The 20,867-nt window shown below is 59.1% G+C and carries 26 protein-coding genes; 13 read left to right on the top strand and 13 right to left on the bottom strand.

The annotated features are described in order from the left end of the window. The 6 genes from hemF to rng all read left to right on the top strand — a co-directional run. Positions 1-727, top strand: a 727-nt coding sequence (hemF, locus tag G3N93_RS14070; RefSeq protein ID WP_206133289.1) for an oxygen-dependent coproporphyrinogen oxidase, incomplete at its 5' end; no start/stop codon positions are given. A gap of 3 nt (positions 728-730) precedes the next feature. Then, positions 731-1,456: a nicotinate-nucleotide adenylyltransferase gene (locus G3N93_RS14075; RefSeq protein ID WP_174942909.1), complete on the top strand. Its 726-nt coding sequence runs from the start codon at positions 731-733 to the stop codon at positions 1,454-1,456. Positions 1,457-1,460: 4 nt separating this feature from the next. Further along, positions 1,461-1,907, top strand: a complete 447-nt coding sequence (rsfS, locus tag G3N93_RS14080; protein ID WP_174942703.1) for a ribosome silencing factor — start codon at positions 1,461-1,463, stop codon at positions 1,905-1,907. A 25-nt stretch (positions 1,908-1,932) separates the two neighbouring features. After that, complete coding sequence (rlmH, locus tag G3N93_RS14085) at positions 1,933-2,403, top strand: 23S rRNA (pseudouridine(1915)-N(3))-methyltransferase RlmH (protein WP_011352746.1); 471 nt, start codon at positions 1,933-1,935, stop codon at positions 2,401-2,403. 51 nt (positions 2,404-2,454) lie between these two features. After that, a complete protein-coding gene (locus G3N93_RS14090) occupies positions 2,455-3,087 on the top strand; it encodes a nucleoside triphosphate pyrophosphatase (RefSeq protein ID WP_174942706.1) in 633 nt (210 codons plus the stop codon). A 7-nt stretch (positions 3,088-3,094) separates the two neighbouring features. Continuing rightward, on the top strand, positions 3,095-4,564 hold the full coding sequence (gene rng, locus G3N93_RS14095; protein WP_043188949.1) for a ribonuclease G: 1,470 nt from the start codon (positions 3,095-3,097) through the stop codon (positions 4,562-4,564). A 429-nt stretch (positions 4,565-4,993) separates the two neighbouring features. Here the strand turns inward: rng and G3N93_RS14100 are convergent, their stop codons facing one another. Further along, positions 4,994-5,704: a hypothetical protein gene (locus G3N93_RS14100; RefSeq protein WP_206133290.1), complete on the bottom strand. Its 711-nt coding sequence runs from the start codon at positions 5,702-5,704 to the stop codon at positions 4,994-4,996. A gap of 412 nt (positions 5,705-6,116) precedes the next feature. Between G3N93_RS14100 and G3N93_RS14105 the strand changes: the two genes are divergently transcribed. From G3N93_RS14105 to G3N93_RS14115, 3 genes are all read left to right on the top strand, one after another. After that, a complete protein-coding gene (locus G3N93_RS14105; protein ID WP_206133291.1) occupies positions 6,117-6,632 on the top strand; it encodes a hypothetical protein in 516 nt (171 codons plus the stop codon). A gap of 962 nt (positions 6,633-7,594) precedes the next feature. Continuing rightward, positions 7,595-9,193, top strand: a complete 1,599-nt coding sequence (locus G3N93_RS14110; RefSeq protein ID WP_206133292.1) for an AAA family ATPase — start codon at positions 7,595-7,597, stop codon at positions 9,191-9,193. Then, positions 9,180-10,067: a hypothetical protein gene (locus G3N93_RS14115; protein WP_206133293.1), complete on the top strand. Its 888-nt coding sequence runs from the start codon at positions 9,180-9,182 to the stop codon at positions 10,065-10,067. The genes G3N93_RS14110 and G3N93_RS14115 overlap by 14 nt, the downstream gene beginning before the upstream one ends. Before the next feature lie 549 nt (positions 10,068-10,616). Here the strand turns inward: G3N93_RS14115 and G3N93_RS14120 are convergent. Beyond that, on the bottom strand, positions 10,617-12,125 hold the full coding sequence (locus G3N93_RS14120; RefSeq protein WP_206133294.1) for a hypothetical protein: 1,509 nt from the start codon (positions 12,123-12,125) through the stop codon (positions 10,617-10,619). 30 nt (positions 12,126-12,155) lie between these two features. Here G3N93_RS14120 and G3N93_RS14125 point away from each other — a divergent pair, with 30 nt between their 5' ends. Beyond that, the gene (locus G3N93_RS14125; protein WP_206133295.1) at positions 12,156-12,320 is read left to right on the top strand and encodes a hypothetical protein; all 165 of its coding nucleotides are present in this window, start codon (positions 12,156-12,158) and stop codon (positions 12,318-12,320) included. 44 nt (positions 12,321-12,364) lie between these two features. Here G3N93_RS14125 and G3N93_RS14130 read toward each other — a convergent pair whose 3' ends face one another. The 4 genes from G3N93_RS14130 to G3N93_RS14145 all read right to left on the bottom strand — a co-directional run bounded on the left by G3N93_RS14130 (position 12,365) and on the right by G3N93_RS14145 (position 13,932). Then, complete coding sequence (locus G3N93_RS14130; protein ID WP_206133296.1) at positions 12,365-12,883, bottom strand: hypothetical protein; 519 nt, start codon at positions 12,881-12,883, stop codon at positions 12,365-12,367. Continuing rightward, positions 12,880-13,146: a hypothetical protein gene (locus G3N93_RS14135; RefSeq protein ID WP_206133297.1), complete on the bottom strand. Its 267-nt coding sequence runs from the start codon at positions 13,144-13,146 to the stop codon at positions 12,880-12,882. The genes G3N93_RS14130 and G3N93_RS14135 overlap by 4 nt, the downstream gene beginning before the upstream one ends. 190 nt (positions 13,147-13,336) lie before the next feature. Then, positions 13,337-13,732, bottom strand: coding sequence for a helix-turn-helix domain-containing protein (locus G3N93_RS14140; protein WP_206133298.1), 396 nt, complete (start codon positions 13,730-13,732; stop codon positions 13,337-13,339). Further along, positions 13,729-13,932 (bottom strand): AlpA family transcriptional regulator, encoded by a 204-nt coding sequence (locus G3N93_RS14145; RefSeq protein ID WP_206133299.1) that lies wholly within the window; start codon positions 13,930-13,932, stop codon positions 13,729-13,731. The genes G3N93_RS14140 and G3N93_RS14145 overlap by 4 nt, the downstream gene beginning before the upstream one ends. A gap of 226 nt (positions 13,933-14,158) precedes the next feature. On the opposite strand from G3N93_RS14145, the gene G3N93_RS14150 reads away from it, so the two are divergent. The 3 genes from G3N93_RS14150 (at position 14,159) to G3N93_RS14160 (ending at position 15,579) form a co-directional block, all read left to right on the top strand. Beyond that, complete coding sequence (locus G3N93_RS14150) at positions 14,159-14,809, top strand: recombinase family protein (protein ID WP_206133300.1); 651 nt, start codon at positions 14,159-14,161, stop codon at positions 14,807-14,809. A gap of 94 nt (positions 14,810-14,903) precedes the next feature. Further along, the gene (locus tag G3N93_RS14155; RefSeq protein WP_206133301.1) at positions 14,904-15,134 is read left to right on the top strand and encodes a hypothetical protein; all 231 of its coding nucleotides are present in this window, start codon (positions 14,904-14,906) and stop codon (positions 15,132-15,134) included. A gap of 127 nt (positions 15,135-15,261) precedes the next feature. Further along, positions 15,262-15,579 carry a hypothetical protein gene (locus G3N93_RS14160; RefSeq protein WP_206133302.1) on the top strand — a complete coding sequence of 106 codons (318 nt, stop codon included), beginning with the start codon at positions 15,262-15,264 and terminating at the stop codon, positions 15,577-15,579. Between the two features lie 278 nt (positions 15,580-15,857). Here the strand turns inward: G3N93_RS14160 and G3N93_RS14165 are convergent, their stop codons facing one another. From G3N93_RS14165 to G3N93_RS14195, 7 genes are all read right to left on the bottom strand, one after another. Further along, entirely contained in the window at positions 15,858-16,514 is a 657-nt protein-coding gene (locus G3N93_RS14165; RefSeq protein ID WP_206133303.1) for a hypothetical protein, read from the bottom strand. Between the two features lie 178 nt (positions 16,515-16,692). Beyond that, positions 16,693-17,130: a DUF29 domain-containing protein gene (locus G3N93_RS14170; protein WP_206133304.1), complete on the bottom strand. Its 438-nt coding sequence runs from the start codon at positions 17,128-17,130 to the stop codon at positions 16,693-16,695. A 130-nt stretch (positions 17,131-17,260) separates the two neighbouring features. Continuing rightward, on the bottom strand, positions 17,261-17,602 hold the full coding sequence (locus tag G3N93_RS14175) for a hypothetical protein (protein WP_206133305.1): 342 nt from the start codon (positions 17,600-17,602) through the stop codon (positions 17,261-17,263). A 137-nt stretch (positions 17,603-17,739) separates the two neighbouring features. Beyond that, positions 17,740-18,573, bottom strand: coding sequence for a hypothetical protein (locus tag G3N93_RS14180; RefSeq protein ID WP_206133306.1), 834 nt, complete (start codon positions 18,571-18,573; stop codon positions 17,740-17,742). Between the two features lie 154 nt (positions 18,574-18,727). Continuing rightward, positions 18,728-18,904, bottom strand: coding sequence for an AlpA family transcriptional regulator (locus tag G3N93_RS14185; protein ID WP_241026549.1), 177 nt, complete (start codon positions 18,902-18,904; stop codon positions 18,728-18,730). Between the two features lie 246 nt (positions 18,905-19,150). Beyond that, entirely contained in the window at positions 19,151-19,450 is a 300-nt protein-coding gene (locus G3N93_RS14190) for an HU family DNA-binding protein (RefSeq protein ID WP_206133308.1), read from the bottom strand. Further along, entirely contained in the window at positions 19,443-20,693 is a 1,251-nt protein-coding gene (locus tag G3N93_RS14195; RefSeq protein ID WP_206133309.1) for a site-specific integrase, read from the bottom strand. The genes G3N93_RS14190 and G3N93_RS14195 overlap by 8 nt, the downstream gene beginning before the upstream one ends. Positions 20,694-20,867: the final 174 nt, after the last annotated feature.

Here is a 20,867-nt window from a genome sequence, read left to right on the forward strand (position 1 = left end):
TGCCGCGCTCGCCGACGTCGCGGACGATGCGCTGCCGCCGTCGGCGAGCGCGGCACGCCCGCAGCTCGCGGGCCGCGGCTTCGAGGCGCTCGGCGTGTCGCTGGTGCTGCACCCGCGCAACCCGTACTGCCCGACCGTACATATGAACGTGCGGATGCTGATCGCGACGAAACCGGGCGAGGAGCCCGTGTTCTGGTTCGGCGGCGGCATGGATCTGACACCGGTTTACGGTTTCGAGGACGACGCCCGGCATTTCCACCAGACCTGCAAGGATGCGCTCGACCCGTTCGGCGTCGAGCTCTACCCGCGTTTCAAGAAATGGTGCGACGAGTATTTCTTCCTGAAGCACCGCAACGAGATGCGCGGCATCGGCGGGATCTTCTTCGACGATTTCTCGGAGCCCGGTTTCGAACGCTCGTTTGACATGATGCAAAGCGTCGGCGACGCGTTCCTGCAGGCCTACCTGCCGATCGTCGAGCGGCGCGCCGAGCTGCCGTACGGCGAACGCGAGCGCGACTTCCAGGCATACCGCCGCGGCCGCTACGTCGAATTCAACCTCGTGTTCGACCGCGGCACGCTGTTCGGCCTGCAAAGCGGCGGCCGAACCGAGTCGATCCTGATGTCGATGCCGCCGGTCGCGAACTGGCGCTACAACTGGCAACCCGAACCGGGTTCGCCGGAAGCGCGCCTGTACAGCGACTTCATCGTGCCGCGCGACTGGATCTGACCCCTGCATCAAGAAAAGGACGCGTTTCTGGACACCACCGCCCGCCCCACCCCGCTGCCGCGTCGTATCGGCTTGCTGGGCGGCACTTTCGACCCGATCCACGACGGCCATCTCGCGCTCGCGCGCCGGTTCGCGGAGCTGCTCGGCCTGACCGAACTCGTGCTGCTGCCCGCCGGGCAGCCGTACCAGAAGCGTGACGTGTCGGCCGCCGAGCATCGGCTCGCGATGACGCGCGCGGCCGCCGGCTCGCTGTCCGTGCCGGACGTGACCGTGACCGTCGCCACCGACGAGATCGAGCACGTCGGCCCGACTTACACGGTCGAGACGCTTGCGCGCTGGCGCGAGCGGATCGGCCCTGACGCGTCGCTGTCGCTGCTGATCGGCGCCGACCAGCTCGTGCGTCTCGACACGTGGCGCGACTGGCGCAAGCTGTTCGACTACGCGCACATCTGCGTGTCGACGCGCCCGGGTTTCGACCTCGGCGCGGCGCCACCGGACGTCGCGCAGGAAATCGCCGCGCGGCAGGCCGGCGCCGACGTGCTGAAGGCCACGTCGGCAGGCCACCTGCTGATCGATACGACCCTTTCGTTCGACATTGCCGCGACCGACATCCGCGCCCACCTGCGCGAATGCATCGCGCGCCATGCGCAAATGCCCGACGCATCGGCCGAGCATGTGCCGGCCGCCGTATGGGCCTATATTCTTCAACATCGCCTCTACCATTCCTGAATCCATGGATATTCGCAAACTGCAGCGCGTGATCGTCGACGCCCTCGAAGACGTCAAGGCGCAAGACATCAAGGTGTTCAACACCAGCCACCTGACCGAACTGTTCGACCGCGTGGTCGTCGCTTCGGGCACCTCCAACCGCCAGACCAAGGCGCTCGCGTCGAACGTGCGTGACAAGGTCAAGGAAGCCGGCGGCGACATCGTCAGCTCCGAAGGCGAAGACACCGGCGAATGGGTGCTCGTCGACTGCGGCGACGCGGTCGTGCACATCCTGCAACCGGCCCTGCGCCAGTACTACAACCTCGAGGAAATCTGGGGCGACAAGCCCGTGCGGATGAAGCTCGGCGGCGGCAAGGGGAACGGCTTCGCCCAGGCCAGCGAAGGCGACGACGAAGAAGAGGAAGCCGCGCCCGCACGCCCGGCGCGCAAGACGGCCGCCCGCCGCCGTTGAGCCCCGAGTCGTTACGCATCTCCCGATGAAGCTTTTCATCCTTGCGGTCGGTCACAAGATGCCCGGCTGGATCGCATCCGGCTTCGACGAATACACGAAGCGGATGCCGCCCGAGCTGCGCATCGAGTTGCGCGAGATCAAGCCCGAACTGCGTTCGGGCGGCCGCAGCGCCGAAAGCGTGATGGCGGCCGAGCGGCAGAAGATCGAGGCTGCGTTGCCGAAGGGCGCGCGCCTCGTCGCGCTCGACGAGCGCGGCCGCGACTGGACCACGATGCAGCTCGCGCAGGCGCTGCCCGGCTGGCAGCAGGACGGCCGCGACGTCGCGTTCGTGATCGGCGGTGCCGACGGGCTCGATCCGGAACTGAAAGCGCGTGCCGACACGCTGCTGCGCATCTCGAGCATGACGCTGCCGCACGGGATGGTGCGCGTGCTGCTCGCCGAACAGCTTTACCGGGCATGGAGCATCACGCAGAATCACCCCTACCATCGCGCATGACGTGTCGTCCTCGAGACGCGCGCCACGCGCGCACACCGAGATAACGACACCATGCCGTCCAGCACGCCTCCCGCGCTTTTCCCGACCCTTTACCTCGCTTCGCAAAGTCCGCGCCGCCAGGAGCTGCTGCAGCAGATCGGCGTACGCTTCGAGCTGCTGCTGCCACGCCCCGACGAGGATGCCGAGGCGCTCGAGGCCGAGCTGCCCGGCGAAGCCGCCGATGCCTACGTGCGGCGCGTGACCATCGCGAAGGCGGAGGCTGCGCGCTCGCGCCTCGTCGCGAGCGGCAAGCCGGCCTCGCCGGTGCTGGTCGCCGATACGACCGTCACGATCGACGGTGCGATCCTCGGCAAGCCGTCCGACGCCGACGACGCGCTCGCGATGCTGACGCGCCTCGCAGGCCGCGAGCACGCGGTGCTGACCGCCGTCGCCGTGATCGACGCCGACGGCGAACTGCTGCCGCCGGCGCTGTCGCGCTCGTCGGTGCGCTTCGCGCCCGCGTCGCGCGACGCGTATGCACGCTACGTCGAATCGGGCGAACCGTTCGGCAAGGCCGGCGCGTACGCGATCCAGGGGCGCGCGGCCGAATTCATCGAGCGAATCGACGGTTCCCATTCAGGTATCATGGGTCTGCCCCTTTTTGAGACTGCCGCGCTGCTACGCGCCGCGCGCGTCGCCTTCTGAACCCACCATGAACGAAGAAATCCTGATTAACCTCACGCCGCAGGAAACGCGGGTCGCACTCGTCCAGCAAGGCGCGGTGCAGGAGCTTCACGTCGAGCGCACGCTGTCGCGCGGGCGGGTCGGCAACATCTATCTCGGCAAGGTCGTGCGCGTGCTGCCCGGCATGCAGTCGGCATTCATCGACATCGGCCTCGAACGCGCGGCGTTCCTGCACGTCGCCGACATCTGGCATCCGCGCCTCGCAGGCGAGCCGCAATCGGGCGCGCCGCATCAGCCGATCGAGAAGATCGTGTTCGAAGGCCAGACGCTGATGGTCCAGGTGATCAAGGACCCGATCGGCACGAAGGGCGCGCGTTTGTCGACGCAAGTCAGCATCGCGGGCCGCACGCTCGTCTACCTGCCGCAGGAGCCGCATATCGGCATCTCGCAGAAGATCGAGAGCGAGGCCGAACGTGAGGCCGTGCGCGCGCGCCTGACGGCCGTGATCCCGGCGGACGAGAAAGGCGGCTACATCGTGCGGACCATCGCCGAGGATGCGACCTCCGACGAACTCGCCGGCGACGTCACGTACCTGCGCAAGACGTGGGCGACGATCGTCGCTCAGGCGCAGCGGCTGCCGGCGACGAGCCTGCTTTACCAGGATCTCGATCTCGCGCAGCGCGTGCTGCGCGATTTCGCGAACGACGACACGACGCGCATCCAGGTCGATTCGCGCGAGACGTACCAGCGCCTCTCGGAATTCGCGGGCGAGTTCACGCCGGCCGTGAGCCCGAAGCTGCACCACTACACGGGCGAGCGGCCGCTGTTCGACCTGTACAACATCGAGACGGAGATCCAGCGCGCGCTGTCGCGCCGCGTCGACCTGAAGTCGGGCGGTTACCTGATGATCGACCAGACCGAAGCGATGACGACGATCGACGTGAACACCGGCGGCTACGTCGGCGCACGCAACTTCGACGACACGATCTTCAAGACCAACCTCGAGGCCGCGCATACGATCGCGCGGCAGCTGCGGCTGCGCAACCTCGGCGGGATCATCATCATCGACTTCATCGACATGGAGAACGCCGAGCATCGCGACGCGGTGCTGTCCGAGTTGAAGAAGGCGCTGTCGCGCGACCGCACGCGCGTGACGGTCAACGGCTTCTCGCAGCTCGGGCTCGTCGAGATGACGCGCAAGCGCACGCGCGAATCGCTCGCGCACGTGCTGTGCGAGCCTTGCCCGACCTGTCAGGGCAAGGGCCAGGTGAAGACGTCGCGCACCGTGTGCTACGACATCCTGCGCGAGATCCTGCGCGAGTCGCGGCAGTTCAACCCGCGCGAATTCCGCGTGATCGCCGCACAACAGGTGATCGACCTGTTCCTCGACGAGGAATCGCAGCATCTCGCGATGCTGATCGACTTCATCGGCAAGCCGGTGTCGCTGCAGGTCGAATCGAACCTGAGCCAGGAGCAGTACGATATCGTGCTGATGTAATGACGCGAATGCCCTACCAATGGGCATTCCAGCGATTTTCAAGCGTCTATTTTTGTTCCAGCCACTAATCTAGCTACTAATTTGCAGCGCGGTGGAATCACGCCCGTGCCTGACCGACGCTCGCGTCGATTGGCGGCCAGCGTAACGGTGCGGATGATAGACGTTACGTCAACGATGGAGTTTGCCGGTCGCGCTTGACGATCGGCATCAAACGCCCGTCCGCAACCGCCGGTCGCAAAATACGTCCGATCCCGACAGTATCGGTCGGTAAATTTCAACGTGGGACGTACAACCGGCCGCGCAGAAAGCTCTGATCTCGCTCAGCCTACCCGTCCCGGGGCAGTCAGGAGCCCCAAAGCGGGCCGAAAGAAGCGATCGAAATCTAGTTGATCCTGCTCCAGTTTCCGGCGCGCGATAGCTTCCTGATAGTCACGATACGCGACTGAACCGAGCCATTCGCAGCAGCCGTCCGGCAGAGTCAGGGTGCCACGCTTGGGTGAGCCCCATACGATTTTGACCAGGCTCCGCATAGATGATATTCACCGCGACATCGGCGACGTGATAAAACCAAGTCGCAAAGACGCACCGTCCACCAACGTTCTGCGCATGAATCTCCGACCAACCCGCCAACTTCTTGCCTTGCGCGCTAAAGGGTGTCGGCCCGATTGCAATGAACACGTACGGATGTGCCTTCCTGGCTAGAAAGGCGTCGGCGAATGGTCGAACGTTGATTGGGATCTGATGCTCAACTATCCTGCAGCCAAACAGCTTAACGAAATAGAGGTGCGTGTCCAGCAATGCCTCTTTGGCCGGTCTCTTGAAGACATTTTTCAGCTTGATCAACTCTCCAGAGCGCAGCGTCTGTCTTCGCCTAAGGTCATCAGACAGACGCTCCCATGCTCGATCGTAGGGTTGGCTCTTTGCGTTGTTGCAATCGGCGCACAGAAGCGCCTTTGACTTGAACGCTCGATCCTTAATTGTGCGTTTGGGGACGTTGCGCGCAGCATTTGAGTGCATGTAAAGAGGGTGTGACTGCGATACCAAGCCAAACAGTCCTCGCAGATCGGATGCCTTCAGCAAATGCTCGCCCGAGTCTGCAGTCGAGCCACAAATCCAGCAGAGCGCAGGTACCGTCGCCATCGCCCCCCCCTTCGAAATGAACAACGTATCGAACCGAAAATCGACTCGTCCACGTTCCGATTCTGCCTACACTACCGCCGTACGCGCCTGAACCTCTACTGGCAGCCAACACGGCCGATTGACGAAGACACGAAGCACCCCGCCTACGGCACGAGATGCTACGAGCCCTAGCGACGCACCGCCCTCGAATGCAGCCGCTGATAATTAGACCCCCACCGCTGCTTTTTTGTCGATAGGCCGACAAGCGGCCGCACACCGCCGCCGCCCACCCACATTCCAAACTGCGCTTCAACGCCCGCCACACAAGGCCGGCACCACCTTGTCGACCATCGCGCCAACTTGTCCGCTGCTTGTCGCGCCCGACAAGTCGTGAGCCGACGCTGTTGCATCCCCACTCGCGCGAGCGAATTAGATGCAGACCGTCGAGTATTTCGAGAAGCCCGATTTCGTCGGCATGATGTTCTTCCGGTGCGAACGGCTACGTGCCGACCTCTCTCCTTCCGCGTGCGCACGGAACCAGCAGACCGAGAAGTTCTTGTCGTGCTGCGCCTGCCCAATCGGACAACTCCACTCGCAAGCGTGCGGTCGTCAGGCACCAGCGATCGATGAGCACGGGCAAACCTTCCTGCCAGTGCAAACCGCACGTCCCTGCGTGCGATGCGGTGTAGCGTCTTTGCGGCTTGTTCGAAAGGAACTTTGTGTCGGCTGCTATAACCGGCAGCGCGAGCTCAAGCACGGCCGCAATGCGAAGGGTGGGCCGCCACGTCGCGCAGCCGCACGACTGCATCCCGCGAGGTGCCTGATCGATCGCGACGGCGCCGCCGAAATTGTTGAGCTGGAATTCTGTACGGGCGACATCGAGGCAGCAGCCATTGTGAAGCGCCGTTGGCCGAAAGCTCGACTGGCTGACTACGAGCGGCTTCAATAGTCGCAATTGGCACGACTGAGTGCTGGAATTTGCGCCACCCTTCTCGGAAAATGGTCGCCCCAAAGGCGAGCGGCGCCGATAACCCGGTCGCTGAAAAGGCGAACGGCATTGCGGCCGGCCAGGTGCAACGACGCAACACTGGCGAGACGGGAACCATTGTTCGCCTTTTTAGCGACCGAGACAGCTGGACGCTAACGCTGAATCCCCCAAAAGACGAAAGTCACCGCCGAACGAAGAGTGCGCCGTAACAATTAACTCTGCGCCTTGTGCAGCAAGCCTTTCCGAAACTTCTCGGCGCGCAAGCAAAACCAAACTCGTCTTTTGGGGGATCAGCTTTGCGCGGCCCTCGTTCGGCTTGAACGGGCGGCATCTACGTTAGGGTAGCATCGCGGGTACGGCCGTCCCAACGGCAAACAGCGGTGCCTGGCGAGCCAATTCAGCCTCCATACACCTTGACAAGCCGCGATGCCGTTCGCCCTTTTTGCGCCCGAGACAACTGGACGCAGAGTCCCCCAAAGACGAAAACCATCCCCGAACAGACGAACAGCGCAGTTGTCAAAGCCAAATGGGGTCGTCTCATTTTGCCCTGCGCCTTATTCAGCAAGCCTTTCCGCGAATTCACGGTACTTCAGCGAACCCGGATTCGCCCTCTGTGGATCGAGAAACAGCATTGGGCTGCAGCATGCCACCGTGTCACCGAGTCGCCGTTGCCACCTCCTTCGCATCCCCCTCACCGATGTCCTGCTGCGCAACGAAGTGCGTGAGAAACTCCAAGTCGAACAAACGGGGGCAACCTAACCGCCAACAGCGCTCAGCCAACAGACCCGCAGCGACCGCGAACAGCCGCAGGTCTTGTACACTGGCGGTATATTTCAAGTCAAGCTGCTGTGGCTCTCGTCATCACAAGACACAAGAAAGCTTTCAGTCGCTGCGACGAACTTACTTTTAAATCCGAGAAAGAGATGAGCTCTTCCCGTCTACGTGCTATCACTATCAGCAACTTCAAGAGCATTTATGTGGAGACCCGAGTCGAATTCGGCGCGCTTACCGCATTCGTGGGAAAGAACAACAGCGGAAAAAGCACAATCAATCAGGTATTGCTTCTACTGAAGCAGACTCTTGAACTCGCGCGGGTTGAGTCACCACTTCATTTAGACGGGTACGTCTCGGCAATAAATCTTCGGGAACTGATATCCGGATGGCCATCCCCCTCCGAGGATCGAATAGAAGGTCCAAAATTCTCTCTTGAGTGGTCATCCGTCGTCGACGTAGCTGCAGCCTTGGAGGTGTCAGGCAAGCCCGATATCTCTACGCTTATGGAGCGCGCATCCCTTCCGTGGTTAGCGAGTGTCAAGGAAGAGGCCATCGAACTCTATACTCGGATGGACCTTGAGTACTCAGACCTAAAGGGAAAGGTAGTCCTTGATCGCGTTCGACTGCGGTCCTCTCTAACACCCGATTTCCAAGCAGAAAATCCCTTAAACGCAAATGTGTTGATTGAGCGCGATAGAGATGGGCGATACGAGTGCAGATGGGGGGGGCAGGTCCGGAAACAATTGGAAGTTGCGTTTCATCACTTCATTCCATCGCTATCGATAAATCGGCGAAACGTAGGCCCCCGCGACACGCAGCGCTCCTTAGCTAACGCATACAACGTCCTATTCGCACAACCGCTGGATGGCCTCGAGGCAATACTCAAGGGGTTTTCGTTTTTGAGCTCGACACGAGGACTACCACCTCTGTTCTATCCTCCCGCATCGACTGATGTGGATCATTTAGGCGTTAGCGGAGAATTTGCGGCTCAGTTGCTGTATGCACATCAGTCTGAACCCGTACATTATCTACTCCCGGATTTTGATGACATCAATAAACCACTCACCTTTCGGGAACAATCGTTATCGATCGCAATTAACGAAGTACTGTCTGGATTGGGTATTGATACCCCCCTATCGATTCACGAAATCGAGACTGTTGGATTTCGCCTCTTGTTTGGAAGTGCCACGCTGTTTCACGTCGGAAGAGGCTTAACTTACCTTCTTCCTATTGTGCAGCTCGGCTTATTCAGCGATCCGAGGCGATTCCAGACAGTTGAAGCCGATGCCGACGCCGACATCTACGCCAACGCGGATGTGCGGCTTTGCGCTTTTGAGGAGCCTGAGTCGCACCTGCATCCGAAGGTTCAGAGTCGTTTAGCGAATTGGCTAGTTGCTCTGGCGCAAGCTCATCGCCAGGTCATAGTGGAGACTCATAGCGACCATCTCGTTCGGCGTCTACGTGCGTTGATGGCTCAATCCAGCCCGGGGAGCGCGATCGAAACGTGGCTCTCAGAGAACGTACGCATTATTAGCGTTAACCAACAAGATGGAAAAACTTCGATTGAATCTTCTGGCATTGGGCGCGACGGTGCAATGGAGATTTGGCCGCCAGATTTTATGGATGTGGCAGTGCAAGCCGAACAAGCGATCTACTACGCAGCTTTGGACAAAGAGGAAGTCGCGCCAGGAAAAGTGGTCATCGATGTAATCCATGAAGACGAGGACGAGCCCGATGCTGGTCGTTGATCCCTATTTATTTCTTCCGTCAGCCACCAATGGGACATATGACGCGCAGCGTCTAGCCGAGATCAAATCGCATTTATCAGAGATCATCTCCATCTGCAAAAAAAATGACTGGAAAATATATTTTGACAGGGGCGCATGGAAGTCTATTGAACAGTCACTCATCAGAAAGCTTACTTCTCAGCATGTATCAGATCATGCTCTAAGCGTTGCATTTTCTGTCTTGCGAAGCACTCTGAAACTGATCGAACCGACTGCAACGGGGACAGTGAGAACCTACGGTGTTAAGCCGATGTACGCCCTTCAAACGAAAGAAGATGATGCTCGTTTCGCCGAAGGCATCGCGAAGAGCCTCCTGCACACACTTCAAAACTATGGGCGAGCGTATCTTTTCGTTCGAGAACTGACTGGACGAAATATCAATATACTCGCCGCTGGCAAATCGTTTATCACTGAACGAACGCGATGGCGGTTATATATTTCTGCTACGGGATTTCGCGGCGCCATCGCTGTTCCATGCATCACAACCGCGCGCAATGTGTCGATCGAATGGACAACCAGGTATGACTGCGCGCTACCAGACTCGGGCTCTTTTACCTTTTATCCTCCGGACGAGTGGTATTTACGTGCAACAAAAGCTGTAGCGACAATGTCCAGCAAGCCAGTTTTCTTGGATCGCAAAGAAAATGGATGGGCAAAACCTGACACGAACGGAACACCTTATCATTGGGACGTGTTCATTAATGATCAAAAATGGCTCAAGAAAATCGGAATTAATCCAATAAATGTTTGCCGCCACGGCATCCCGGATAGCCAGGGCACCCAAGGGGAAATTCATCACATCCCGGAAAATAAAAAGGCGCGGGCGAAGGGGTAGCGCAATTAATACAATAACTGTCGGTATGTAAAGGATCTAGCCTGGAGCCCAAAGGAGGAAGTGCACCCTATCTCCCAATGGCCATTTTCCATGCCTCCCGATGTTAAGCGTGTTACTTCGAGGGTGCCTGGTGAATTTTTCATCTTTTCGAATCAGTATATGTTGCCAGCGGAGGCGCAGAGTCTGTATGCGACCGGCCGCTTCAGGTCGGGGGCGACATCAGCGGAAATCTGCGAAGAAGAATGCCCGCCGAAGCGGGCGGGCAGGAGGCATTTACTGAAAGGCCAGCTCTTGCGAGCCGACAACCAGACAGTCCAGTCACAACCACGGCAAAGGCACCCGGGTTGGGGCATCCAGACATCCTTCCTCATTGTAGATCTATAACCTAATCGCAACTGAGCCATTGTCACACTGGCAGGTAGATAGACCAACGCCCGGCGGCCGCACGATGCGGGGAAGCCCCCTCCCGCATTCTTCACGTCTTTCGCCTCGCTAGGTGTGCTACTTCAACGGCCGACACGTCAGTTGCATCCTTAGTCCACACGCTTATTATGCGACTCCCGCAAGATCGAGCTCGTTGTAATACGGCTTGCCCTGCGACTGCGCTCGATTCGTGAAGTTGGTTCCGCGCTCGACCGTCAAAGTGGTGACGAAGCCGTGATACGGTTGAAACTCCTGAAGCACGCCTGTCACGTAGAACTCCCCCGCCGGCTGAATGTCATCGCGCACTTCGTGCGCCTGGATCGTCACGTACATGCCCGCCTTGATCTTCTCGTTCCCGCGCACCTTGATAGTGCCACTCTCGAGAACTACGTTGTCCTTGTTCGCCAGCGCGAGGAATTCACGCTTGCTCGCGAGCCATGACAACAGCGTCGTACCATCGGCGGCATACTGGGCCGCCTTGGGCGAGTCCGATCCCTGGTACCCCGGCGGCGCCATCGAGACGCTTGCCTCCATCTTGCGAAGCCCATAGATCGACAGTGCCGTGTTGACGTAATCCTTCATGTAAAAAGAAGCTACGTCTCCTTGGTTGCCGAGTTGGCGCTGCGTGCCGCTGCTCGTAAGCTGCCAGGGCGCATTCGTCACCCAAAAGAAATTCGCGACATTCGCATCTGTGCGGCTGAGCGAATCTGACTGAACGACGCCCATCGGCAGCACGATCGACTGTGCCCATGCGTCCGGGTCGATGAATTTCCCCGTCGCATAGTCCTTGAACGGAGCCGGCCGCAGGACCAGATTTACGCCATCTTCAGTGTCTTCGGTGTACAGCTCATTGAACGGGCCTACGTCGAGCAGCCCCGCGAGGAAGTCGTAAACGGATCCCTCCGGCGCGGCCGCGACGGACAGCGGCGACACGACGGATTCAATCGACACGACCGGCAGAAATTCCTTCACAACGGTCACGTCGCGCTCGCTCGGCACCTGTAACGATGTGAGCTTCGCAAGGTACGGGTTGATGATGTCGTTGATGACACCCGTCAGAAACGTGCGCGCGTCCTTGATCTTCGGCGCGCCGTCAGACGCGTACTGCCAATAATATTGCAGGCCCGTCAGAATGTCGTTGGCAACATAGCCGCCGTTCAACGTGTTGTAGAAGATGCGGATAATCTGCAGAAGCTTGCCGTAGTCGTGCCCGTTCACCGTGATCGACCGCTGAGGTACGCCCGACTCAATCGAGCGATTGCGCGTCACCTGCGTGACAAAGCCGCGCATGACGATCGGCAACCTGTACGTCGCCCCCGACGACTGGCCCTGATAGTCCGCAACCGATCGAGCCATGCGAATTTCGATAATGTCCATCGGCTCGATCATGGCGTACAGCGTCTCGGCGAACGGCCCGTTGGGGCAATCCACCAGCGTGAAGGAGAATGCGCCGGCAGCCTCGCGAACAGACTTGGTGACCGCCACCGGCCCGTCTTCGGAGAGGTACGGCGTCAGGTCCATGCCTGTGAAGTTGGCGCCGTAGCGCGATGCGGCCACCGGCTTGCCGTTGACGACCTCGGCGCGCGGGCGTGCCTTGATGAGCCGCACCTGGATTTGGGGCTGGAAGAGCTTCACGAATTACCCTTTATTTGAGACCGAGCAGTCATGAACTCGCCGATCGGTGCGCAGATCGAGCAGAAATTGGTCGGCAAGCTCGTGTGCGTGCTGATGGCTCAAGTTGAAACGCAACATTGCATCGTCGGCCAGTTGGTGAAGATCCAGTCCGACGCGTCCAGAGAGAACCGCGTCGGCCAGCTCGTCGCGCATTGAGTGATATGCCGCGCTGCTCGCGAGCGAGCTCTCGTGATCGGAACTCATCGCGCCATCTCTTTCGGCACGCGGCCGTAGCGGACCATTTTCGAAAGCGCCTCGCTTGGGCGCCAGTGGGCAGAAAGCATCCGGTCCGAACTATGCGCGGCCCCCAGATCGTGGCGCAGCTCGATCGCGCGGACGAATTTGGCTTCGGCATCAGCGATGAAGGCATCGAGAGCCCGGATTTTCTCGGCACGCTCGCCATGATCGATGTGACGCTGCGCCAGGTCGACATTGCTTTGAGCGACGGTGCGCGCGCGCACGGATTCCGCGACGACAGCCTCAGCGCTCGCGATCAATGCCTGAAGATCGGCGGCATCGGCATCGGCAACGGCGATACGTGCCGCTGCAATGGCTTCGGTCAGATCGCCAGCGCGCAGTGCGGCAAGAGCATCAGCACGGCGTTTTGCAGCCTCAGCGAAACGCCCGCGCAGCGTGGCGACGTTTGCCGATGCAACTTCCACGGCGGCAGTCGCCGCATCAAGCTCAGCGCGAGCACGCGCAAGGGTCATCGTTTTCAAAGTGGGAACTCCGGAAATTCGAGGGTTTCAAGCATCTTGCACACGCGGGCGCGAGACTCGTCGGCGAGAAGAATGGCATCGGCATGAATCGCGGCTTCAGTGCTGTTGCGATCGGCCTCGCGCTCGGCAGCTTCGGCCTGAGCGGAAGCCGCCTGATCAGCTTCGAGTTGGCGAATGACAGCGCGGTGCTTCGACGTGTCACACCCATTGCACAGCGCGGCTTCCAGTTCGGCTCGTGCGGCCTGCAGTCGGATATCAATCATCGCGGGAGCACCCCGGTGCGAATGGCTTCCACGAGCCGGTTAAACGCGCCATGCCACTGCGGTACAGCGCCCCGCTCGGTTGCGGCCACAATGCGCGGCGCGGCCGGTCGCGCGATGCGTGATCCGACCGTGAGCTCAGCCTTTACGAGTTGCGTCGCCACTGCGGGCTTTTGGAAGAAAAAGATTCGGCTCATCGTTGCGCGCCTTGTTTCTCATACTGTTCCGCGTGGACGACAAATCGCTGCCCGCGCTCGCCTGCCTTCTTAATTGCGAAGGCAGGCAGCCTGTAGCGCGCGATGGTCGCCGTGCGGCCGTTGTCACGAGTCTGGACTGGAACCGCCACGGCCATGATCGGCCAGCCCAATCCACGCAGTTGATAGATCGCGCTCGACAATCGCGAAGTCGCCCAGCGAGACAGCGCATCCGCCTGCGTGAGACGTTCGCCACGCAACAGAGCAGCAAGGGCACGGCCGCGCACGCTGGATGCTTCCGGATAGCTGTAAGCGGCCTCGATCGGCGGCGCCGACTTGGGCAAAAGAACGCGCAACGGCGTCAACCGGTCGATGGATTGATTCGTACTGGTCATGCCGTCACCCCATCGCCACGGACAGTCTGACGGGCGGCCCACGCGCACACATCGGCCGATCGCCACCGAACCGCGCGCACGCCATCCAGCTTGATCGGCTTCGGGAAATCCGGAATACGCTTGATCGTGTTCAAGCAAAGCCCGACTGCCTTCGACACACCGCGCTGATCGAGCAGCAGCGGGTATCTGGAATCGCTCATAGGACGCTCTCCTTTTAAATGGTTGTCCGTAAGCGAATCGTCGCGTCACGACTTTTCCACTGCGACTCACGAAAGGTCACTGAACCTCATACGACTTCGTGTCCAAATTAGGTATAGGTCAACCAGACCGGAGAAAGGTCTGCAAATTTAGGTACAGAAAATTATTGACACCACCTAAAACAGACCGCACAATCGAAACCACTCAAATCAGACCGACAAGGTTCCGATGAATAAGAAAACCACGCCACGACATGTGTTTGCATACCTGCGAGCGTCAACAAAGGAACAAGACGCGACGCGCGCCCGCGCAGTTCTTGAGCAGTTCGCAGACGAGCACGGTGTGCGCATCGCTGCGGAGTTCGTTGAGAACGAAAGTGGTGCGACGCTGAAGCGGCCAGAGCTGTTCCGTCTGATCGAGCGCGCGAAGTCCGGCGACGTGCTGCTGATCGAGCAGGTAGATCGCCTCGCACGCCTGAACGATGAGGACTGGACAACCCTGCGACGCGAGATTGACGAGAAGGGTGTAGTTATCGTCGCGCTCGACCTACCGACTTCGCACGTCGCGCTCAACCCGGCAGCGACTGACGCCTTTACCAGCCGGATGCTGGCAGCGATCAACAGCATGTTGTTGGACATGCTCGCGGCCGTCGCACGCAAGGATTACGAGGACCGCCGGCGTCGCCAGGCGGAAGGTATTGCCAAAGCCAAGGACGCCGGAAAATTCCGGGGGCGGCCGGCTGACACCGAGAAGCGCCGTGCGATTGCAGACGCGCTGAACAAGGGGTTGAGCTGGTCGTGGATCGTGGAAAACCTTGACACGAGCCGCGCAACTGTCGCCAGCGTTTCAGCGGATTTGAAGGCGCAAAGCGTCGCCTGATTGATCTCTATCGCGCCTGGCCATTGGTCGAGCGCATATCACAGCAGTCCCGCAGCCGGACGGGGTTTCCGGCTTCCAAACACCATACTCGAAAATGAACAACCTGAATTCGCTGGAGCTGTCGCGCGTTGAGGAAGAGGTGCAGTTGCTGGTCTCCGAGATCGAGGCCATGCGGGTCATCCATGCCGCGCAACTCTCCGCAACACGCGCTTTGGCACGTCGCGAGGCACTCGCAGAAGTGCTCGCCGTTTGCAACGCGTGCGATAACAGCGTCACCGCTCGGAAAGCTATTAGCGCCCTGCTTAACCTCGCCAGTCAGCAGTAAAAGACCATACAGCCGATCATCAGCCCGCCTTGCGCGGCCATTTTTATGGCGCCACCTTCATTGCGTTCGGCCGAATTCAATAAGCTCTCGCCGACTACAATACGTTGCGCAGACGATAATGCGCGCGATGAGCGCGCCGTGGCTGTCCTTCCCACCTTTCACCGATGACCAAACCATGACCATCAAATGTCCACAGCAATATTCCGTGTGGGAAAACGACAAGGGCGGAAAGCTCTTTGTCGAGCACGTGTACGACGAGGCGACCGACCCGGAGGTTGAACTCGAAGAAGACGACGAGCCGCAGTTTTTTGTGACGGTAGTTCCGTACGCCGACCGTGACGACATGGATGCGATAGCGGAGGAACTGGACGCAGAACAGTGGGCCGAATTGATCGAAACTGACGGCATGCGGCAAACCGGAATTGAACCGCCTGAGGGAAATTGACGAAAAATGCGGCCCAATTCGTCATCGCCGGCGAGCCCCAATTTGTCGCGCGCGATGTGTGCGCCGTCTTTGGCCACATCAATCCTAGCAAGGTGATCGGCAATCACTTCGACGCGGGTCGTCAAACACGACCTCGCGACATCCCGATCTGGTCATACGCGCGAAGCTCTCCCGCACCTAAGTCATTCGAAGAGTAGGGCGTCGATGATGTATATAAGTCGGGACGCGATCTGACAGCCACCGTCAGATCTGGTCGCAAGCGGCTGCGGAGCCTTGCGTCAGTTAAACGACTGTCGCCCCATGATCTTCGCCAGCTTGCAACTCATGTAATACCCCAGGTCGCTATTGAGCGTTAGGGCTCCACTGTAAAGTCGGGTCCACTGGTCCGATGTGATCATGGCATTGTTTGGCGCAAGATTTTGTCTTGTTAAGAAGTCTTGCATGCGCAGAGAGTATGTAGTTATGGAAAGGAGTGCTCGTGTAGCACGCTCGAGCTTTTCCGCTTCCGGATTTTTCCTGTATGTCACAAGGACTGGAACTGGCTCAGGTTTGAGAATCTCAGTGATCTTCCCTTTTGCCTCCACAAGTTCTTTGCGAAGGTTCCAGGCAGCGTAAAGAGGCCGAGCTTCAAGTGCCCCATACCGCATGTTTCCTTGCCCTTGAAGGGGCGTCTTCCAATTGTTCTTTCTCAACTCCTCATCGTAGACCTTCTTGGCAGCGGCACTTTCTGCTGTCAGGTATCGGTCTTCTTCAGGCGGGATGTTCGGCAGCACCTGGTCAGCGTAATCGAGCTGGCCAATGACATTCTTTAAGCTGGCGTCATCAAAGCCGCATCGGGTTTCTGCAGGGTCATAGTCCTTGGGGAGATCGGCACTGAACGCCGGAAATGCCAAGGTAAGCAGCAGAGACAGAAAGACCGCGTATGCGATTTTCATACAATCCCCGAACGTGGTTTTTTACGTCAATTTCCAAAGGGCTTTAATGCTCTTGAGCAGCGACGGTCGGCGACCGAACTACGCCGGTTGCGATCAGATATCGACTGTCCAATCAAGTCCAAACTACTACAGACGAAGTGCTGCCGAGCATCCCCAAGATGCGGCTGTACGGAAGAGCCTAGTCCGGCCAGAAGGTGTCATCAAGCGCCCGTGCGAGCGCCCAGGGACATTGCTCGGGGAATATCACATACTCGATGCCAGCTTCCTTGCAAGCCGCATCTCGTGCATCACCCCACATATCCGCGATCCAGTCTTCGTCCACGAGTAGCGGACGAAGGCTTGGCATTTTCGATAGGCGCCGCTGGAGCCGCTTCCGCTGCACCCCGATGACCGCTTGCAAGTTCGGGCCGCGCGAGGCTGACTGGCAAGCCCATTGCAGCAGAAACGTCAGAAGCGCGGCCATCTGCTTTGCAAACTCGAATTGCTCCGCCTTGCCAACGTCCTCGATCGCGCCTGCAATGTTCTCAATATCGAGCTCAGAAAACTTGCCAGCGCGAAGCAGCGCCGCCTGCTCAGTTGCCCACGCGATGATGTCGTTGTCATAAGTCGCGGCCATAATCGCTCCTTCTCTCCACGCCTCGACAGCAGGATACTGTATGTCTCGCCAGCCCGCTGCTCGTGGGCTTTTTACTTTAGCGAATCCCGCGCGAGGTTGCATAAGCGCGCCCTGCACACGTGCAGATGAGCTAATCGTTGTCGGTGGAGCTGGCGCGCAGCTCATTATCCAGACGCTCGCACAGCTTCTTCGAGTCGGTAACGAAGAAGGGCTTCACGGTGCCGTCTGGCATGTACGCGACGGCCGAAAGGAACATTGATCCACTGGCATCGCGCGCCGGCCCCTTGTTGACGTGCAGGCGTTGTCCATACGCTAGATACAGGTTGTCGAGCACCTGGCCGACCGTCTTGAAGTCGGGGGACATTGGCGTGCAATTCCCCATTGAATCGCCGGGCGTAAACTGAAACATGCGCGCGTGCGCGGTGGTTGCGGCGAGCGCGAGAAGCGCGAAAGCGATCAGACGGCGATTCATAGTCATCCCCCGTGCTGTTGTCGAGACATTCTAGCCTAGCGTTGGCGCCCTATTTTCTTCGACTGGCTTTGCCCCCAAGATTTACGCGCCAAGGTTACAAACCGCACCCACGCCCCGCCAAGCTCGCACGGTGACGGTTAGAAACTGCCATCTGCCTTCACCCCTTTGCTGTAATCGATCGCGTCATAGTCGGCCATCGTCGTCGGCTTCCGCTGAGCGCCGGCGGCCGACGCCTTATGCATGTTGTTCCAGACGATCTGGATGTCGCGCACGAGAATGGTTGCGTCGTGCTGGCACTGCACGTAGAAGCCGCCCATCGTCAGGTAGTGGGCGGCCAGAAGCGGCGCCTTATCCCCACCGACCGACTCAACCACCTTCTTCAGCGCAACATTGACCCTCGCGTTGCGCAGCGGCTCGACGCCGTAGCGCTTCTTGTATGCGGCGCTGAAGGCGTCCCATGCGGCCGTGCTCGGCACGACATTCTTCGCCTTCGCAGACTTCTTTTTTCCGTCGCCGGCTGGCGTCGCGGCAGCGACCCCGCCGGTACCGAATGAATCCTCGCTGTGAGTCAATCCTTGCTTAAGGTCAGTACTTACTAGCGGCTGATTTTCCAGATCTGGCTTATCCAAAACTGGCTTATCCAAAACTGGAATTTCGGAATTAGGCTCAACCGGGCTTGGCATCTCGTGAACGAAGTAGTCGATCTCGCCGCTACCGTACTTCTGGCGCGTCACATAGCCGACTTCGAGCAGCTCGGCCAGATAGCCATAGACGACCGACTTGCCGGCGCGCTTCGCAGCCCCTTCCGTCTCGTTGACGAGCGCCTGAATGCTCACCTTCCAGTGATCTGGCTTGCCGAGCAAGAACACGAGCAGGCCGCGCGCGCCCCATGACAAGCGCTTGTCCTCGCTGATGCGCTTGTCGAGAATGTAGAAATTGCGCTCGGGACGAGCAGTACGAACAATTGCCATTAACCTGCTATGCGTTTCTTGAAAATGTGGAAGATGCCGTCTAGGCACGGCGCACGGACGACGTTATTGCGTGCCGATATGGCAGTTGATAACTCGCCCGTTCGCACTAACGCCGATCGGTATTAGTCGAGAAGAAAAGCCGGCTTGCGAGCGATCACGCTCCCGCTTCACCTTGACTGGACTGTTCTTGAATCCATTGATCAACGGTCGATTCAAGCCAACCTCGTGCCCTGCCCGCCCCTACTGAGAACGGCTTCGGAAATTCACCCTTTTGAATTTTCGCGTACAGCGCCGATTTGCAAAGACCGACCTTCTCGGTCAGTTGCTTCATACGAATAATTTTCGCCATCTAAGTCCTCCCTAGTCCCATGAGATTCATTGCGCACTAACGTGACCGGGATCATAGGGGTGGGCGAAATCAACGTAAAGCCTTGATTTATAAAGGCGTAGCCACTAACAATGCGACTCCTTCCGCCGTGATTTACCTATCAGGTAAATGTTTTGGCTTGCCGATTGAGCAACTAGACGGTGAGATAATTGTGAAAAACTAAGTGCCCAGCCGATTTAATTGAAAAAATCATTCTTTGACCGCTGGATATTGAGCGTCCGCAACTGCACGAATTAGCTCATCGGTAGGCCTGAATGTAACCGTACGGCGGGCCGCAATTGTGATCGGCTCCAATGTGCGCGGATTGACACCCTTGCGCTCGGCGCGTTCGACCGCCTTAAAACTCCCGATCCCCGGCACGTGCAGGCCGCCCTTACCGTTCGTCGCACTACCAATGAGGCTCGCGAGGGAGTCGAGCACCTTGCCGGCGTCCGCAGCCGACACACCGGCTCGATCGGCAAGCACTTGAACAAAGTAGTCTTTACGCATTCACAACCTCGACCTGCTTACGAAACGGCAACACATTCCACTGCTCGCCCGCCGCGCGCGCCGCTAGAAAACGCGCCCATAGTTCAAGCGCAGCACGACGTTCGTCGTAGTAGTTGTGCTGGTCGTAGATCCCTTCGACGCCTGCCAGCCTGTGGTTCAGGCACGCTTCACTAATGTCGCGCGGCACGCCGAGCTTACGCATGTGCGACTTCATTGTTGAGCGCAAATCGTGCGGCGTGAAACGGCGAATCTTCGGTTTGTGGTTATCGATCCAGAAGTCGATCGCTTCCCGGATGGCATCCTTGCTGAGATGCGCGTCGCCACCCATGCGTTCGGCGCGCGCCCTTGATCGCGCCGGCAGAACGTAGGCAGAATCGCCCCCAAGAGTGAGCAGCTCTTCGAACCATGTGACGACAGACGGTGCAAGCGGTATGTCCATTGATGGGCCTGTCTTGGTCGCCGGGATATGCCACCGCGCCTCATCAAGATGAACGTCTGCACGCATAGCAGTGAACAGCTCGGACGCGCGAACGCCCGTTGCCAGCAGCACTCGCACCGACAAGAGGTTCTCAGTGCTCATAGACGCGTTAAAGAGGACGTGCAGTTCTTCGTTCGTCAACATCAACCGCTTCTGCACTTCGGGCCGCTTACCAATGATCGCATCCAGCTGGACACCTGCACACGGATTCGAGTCGATGAGGCGCTTGCCGGATGCGTGCTTGAATATGCCGCGCAGCGCACACCACAGGGTGAACGATTCCACCCAACCTACCTTCACGCGCTCGATCTGAGCGACGATATCAGCCGCCGACACGTCGCGCACCGACACCGCCCCCATACCGCTCTCGATGCGATCGAGATTGCGCCCGTAGCTTCGCTGCGTGCTGTTCGCTAGATTGCACAGCACCAGCTCGCGGTAGTCGCGGATAAGTTCGCGCACCGTCCAGTCACGTCGCGCCTTGGCCTTCCTGACTTCGGTGGCCGGGTTGATCCCTTTCTGCACCTCGACGCGCCGCTCGCGGGCAAGCTCACGCGCCGCCGACAAGGAGAGGTCGGGATATCGCCCGAGCGACAATTCACGTTGCCGGCCACCGTGACTGAATCTTAAAATCCATGCTGCGGTGCCGTGCGCTGAGAGAGTAAACGTCAATCCGCCACCGTCGCTTTTTGCCAGTGGCTGTCCAGCCTTCATCCATTGACGGAGCTGTACGTCGCTGAGCAAATTCAGTCCTCGCTTCCCCATCATCTCCCCGTATTCAGCTACTAATCTAGCTACTAATTTGAGCAGCGATGATACAGGATCAGGTTGGAGAATTGTGGACTACCGCACGCCGAACGCCCTTAAAATAAAGGGTTCCCGACACTTCTCAGGACAATTTTGGATCAACGCGGAGCAACATCAGAGCAGTACGATATC

Origin of the sequence: Burkholderia sp. Se-20378 (genome assembly GCF_017104665.1) — a bacterium.
Lineage (GTDB): Bacteria > Pseudomonadota > Gammaproteobacteria > Burkholderiales > Burkholderiaceae > Burkholderia > Burkholderia lata.

What these genes read in the sequence shown, in the direction of transcription:
- rsfS (WP_174942703.1), top strand. Translation starts at nt 1,461, where the DNA reads ATGGATATTCGCAAACTGCAGCGCGTGATCGTCGACGCCCTCGAAGAC.
- rlmH (WP_011352746.1), top strand. Translation starts at nt 1,933, where the DNA reads ATGAAGCTTTTCATCCTTGCGGTCGGTCACAAGATGCCCGGCTGGATC.
- G3N93_RS14090 (WP_174942706.1), top strand. Translation starts at nt 2,455, where the DNA reads ATGCCGTCCAGCACGCCTCCCGCGCTTTTCCCGACCCTTTACCTCGCT.
- rng (WP_043188949.1), top strand. Translation starts at nt 3,095, where the DNA reads ATGAACGAAGAAATCCTGATTAACCTCACGCCGCAGGAAACGCGGGTC.
- G3N93_RS14100 (WP_206133290.1), bottom strand. Translation starts at nt 5,704, where the DNA reads ATGGCGACGGTACCTGCGCTCTGCTGGATTTGTGGCTCGACTGCAGAC.
- G3N93_RS14105 (WP_206133291.1), top strand. Translation starts at nt 6,117, where the DNA reads ATGCAGACCGTCGAGTATTTCGAGAAGCCCGATTTCGTCGGCATGATG.
- G3N93_RS14110 (WP_206133292.1), top strand. Translation starts at nt 7,595, where the DNA reads ATGAGCTCTTCCCGTCTACGTGCTATCACTATCAGCAACTTCAAGAGC.
- G3N93_RS14115 (WP_206133293.1), top strand. Translation starts at nt 9,180, where the DNA reads ATGCTGGTCGTTGATCCCTATTTATTTCTTCCGTCAGCCACCAATGGG.
- G3N93_RS14125 (WP_206133295.1), top strand. Translation starts at nt 12,156, where the DNA reads ATGAACTCGCCGATCGGTGCGCAGATCGAGCAGAAATTGGTCGGCAAG.
- G3N93_RS14135 (WP_206133297.1), bottom strand. Translation starts at nt 13,146, where the DNA reads ATGATTGATATCCGACTGCAGGCCGCACGAGCCGAACTGGAAGCCGCG.
- G3N93_RS14140 (WP_206133298.1), bottom strand. Translation starts at nt 13,732, where the DNA reads ATGACCAGTACGAATCAATCCATCGACCGGTTGACGCCGTTGCGCGTT.
- G3N93_RS14145 (WP_206133299.1), bottom strand. Translation starts at nt 13,932, where the DNA reads ATGAGCGATTCCAGATACCCGCTGCTGCTCGATCAGCGCGGTGTGTCG.
- G3N93_RS14150 (WP_206133300.1), top strand. Translation starts at nt 14,159, where the DNA reads ATGAATAAGAAAACCACGCCACGACATGTGTTTGCATACCTGCGAGCG.
- G3N93_RS14155 (WP_206133301.1), top strand. Translation starts at nt 14,904, where the DNA reads ATGAACAACCTGAATTCGCTGGAGCTGTCGCGCGTTGAGGAAGAGGTG.
- G3N93_RS14160 (WP_206133302.1), top strand. Translation starts at nt 15,262, where the DNA reads ATGAGCGCGCCGTGGCTGTCCTTCCCACCTTTCACCGATGACCAAACC.
- G3N93_RS14165 (WP_206133303.1), bottom strand. Translation starts at nt 16,514, where the DNA reads ATGAAAATCGCATACGCGGTCTTTCTGTCTCTGCTGCTTACCTTGGCA.
- G3N93_RS14170 (WP_206133304.1), bottom strand. Translation starts at nt 17,130, where the DNA reads ATGGCCGCGACTTATGACAACGACATCATCGCGTGGGCAACTGAGCAG.
- G3N93_RS14175 (WP_206133305.1), bottom strand. Translation starts at nt 17,602, where the DNA reads ATGAATCGCCGTCTGATCGCTTTCGCGCTTCTCGCGCTCGCCGCAACC.
- G3N93_RS14180 (WP_206133306.1), bottom strand. Translation starts at nt 18,573, where the DNA reads ATGGCAATTGTTCGTACTGCTCGTCCCGAGCGCAATTTCTACATTCTC.
- G3N93_RS14185 (WP_241026549.1), bottom strand. Translation starts at nt 18,904, where the DNA reads ATGAAGCAACTGACCGAGAAGGTCGGTCTTTGCAAATCGGCGCTGTAC.
- G3N93_RS14190 (WP_206133308.1), bottom strand. Translation starts at nt 19,450, where the DNA reads ATGCGTAAAGACTACTTTGTTCAAGTGCTTGCCGATCGAGCCGGTGTG.
- G3N93_RS14195 (WP_206133309.1), bottom strand. Translation starts at nt 20,693, where the DNA reads ATGGGGAAGCGAGGACTGAATTTGCTCAGCGACGTACAGCTCCGTCAA.